The organism is Microcoleus sp. D2_18a_D3 (genome assembly GCF_036702455.1).
Taxonomy (GTDB): Bacteria; Cyanobacteriota; Cyanobacteriia; order Cyanobacteriales; family Microcoleaceae; genus Microcoleus.
On record NZ_JAUBTK010000204.1, the window covers coordinates 1 to 1,762 of the forward strand.

General features: G+C 41.1%; 2 protein-coding genes. One reads left to right on the forward strand and one right to left on the reverse strand.

Going from position 1 to position 1,762, the window contains the following annotated elements; translation table 11 throughout:
* The coding region (locus QUB06_RS34495) for a transposase (RefSeq protein ID WP_333439326.1) at nt 1–1,126 on the reverse strand (1,126 nt) is incomplete at its 3' end.
* A 75-nt stretch (nt 1,127–1,201) separates the two neighbouring features.
* On the opposite strand from QUB06_RS34495, the gene tnpA reads away from it, so the two are divergent.
* Entirely contained in the window at nt 1,202–1,615 is a 414-nt protein-coding gene (tnpA, locus tag QUB06_RS34500; protein ID WP_333439327.1) for an IS200/IS605 family transposase, read from the forward strand.
* Nucleotides 1,616–1,762: the final 147 nt, after the last annotated feature.

Below are 1,762 nucleotides of genomic sequence, written 5' to 3' on the forward strand. Positions count from 1 at the left end.
CAAGCATAGATTTATTCAAACCGCTTTTAGCTGACTGACCGTTGGGTAAATAAACTAAATTGCCATCCTCAATATCAGTTTTAGGCTTGGCACGTCTAGTTAGGTTCTTGATACTCAAATCTTCAACAACTAAAACATCACATTTACCGAATAGCTCGTGTGCCGTTTTAAATTGAAAATCTAGTCTAGCTCTAGCTACAAATTGATGGAGTCTGGAAACCTCATCCTTGATAATTTTCCAAGGCTTAGAACCCTTTATTCTACTAGCTAATTTTGCTTGAAGCCTTGCCAGCTTTTCAGCCGACTTCCTTAAGAATCTAGGATTATCAACTCTTTCGCCATTAGAAAGATAAGCGTAATTGGTGATTCCTAAATCTATACCAACAGTATTTTCTTCAGTCGGTTGAATTTCTACAACCGTTACGGGAACCGTCTTATCTTCTAGCGTCAGGGAAATATACCACCCATCCGCTTCTCTGATCACTGTACCCGTCTTAACTTTGAATCCTGTTGGTATTGGACGATGGAATACCATTGGCACTTGACCTATTTTTGCGAGGCTAATACAAATCCTATTTTGCTCATCCTTGACAATATTTAAATTATCTAATTGAGGATATGTGAAGGATTTGTAGTAGTGAAGTCCCTTGAATCTTGGCTTGCCTCTACGATTGCCATTCTTGTCGGGCGTAGTAAAGTTTGAAAAAGAAGTTTCCACTCTGTTGACGACATCTTGCAAAACCTGGGAATCCAACACTTTGTAATCAGGAAACAGTTTTTTGGTGTTTTTCAGGTCAGCCAGTTGAATCGTCTGCCACTGTACATATCCGCCTTCAATGTTTGAGAAAACGTCACCTTTTTTAGTCAAAGAATTACCTGATTCATCCTTTTTTCTGCCGTCTCTAGTTTGGATTCTCGTCAAAGGAATATTTCGATAAATCTCCTCAACGGGGACTATCGAAACAACTAATGGACAGGCATTAATAGGCGTTCTCGTGGTTTCCCACCACCTAAATCTTTCGCCGAGTCGGTAGTTATATTGTCGGCGACAAAGTTCTAGATGACCCACAATCGTTGTTAATTGGGCTTTTGTGGGTTTGAGGCGGTATTTGTAAGTGAGTTGCATTTCTAACTTCCCTTTTTCGACCTTCGCACAGTATAGTCTGTGTATGCCTAAAATGCAACACCGACAACAAAAAACATGAAAAACGACTTCGTGGCAAATGCCCGCTCGATTTCAGACCTCAAAGCTCATTTAGTCCTGTGTACCAAATATAGGCGCAAGGTGTTCGATGCCCAAATGCTGGCTCGACTCAATGAAGTGTTTGCCGACCTCACTGAAAAATGGTCATGTAAGCTCATAGAATTCAATGGTGAAGAGGATCACATCCACTTCTTGTTTCAGTATTACCCGCAGATGGATTTATCAAAATTCATAAACAATATCAAGTCCGTCGCAAGCCGCCGACTTAGAAGTGAATTCCCCGAAAGGGTGAATGAGTTCTATCATAAAGATGTTCTATGGAGTAGTTCTTACTTTATTGCGTCTTGTGGAGGTGTCACCGTTTCAACACTTAGGAAGTATATTGAGAATCAAGATACTCCTGAAGATTGATTCATAATAGGTAAGTCTAACTGTCGGCTTCCGTTCCTCCATCCGACGCTTCTGGACATCCCTGCGGTAATTTAGTCGGGGTACTTCGCGTAGCGCTCAGATTAATCCCCTCTAAATATACCGAGGGACTTCCCGGCTGGAAGTTAA

What these genes read in the sequence shown, in the direction of transcription:
- tnpA (WP_333439327.1), top strand. Translation starts at nt 1,202, where the DNA reads ATGAAAAACGACTTCGTGGCAAATGCCCGCTCGATTTCAGACCTCAAA.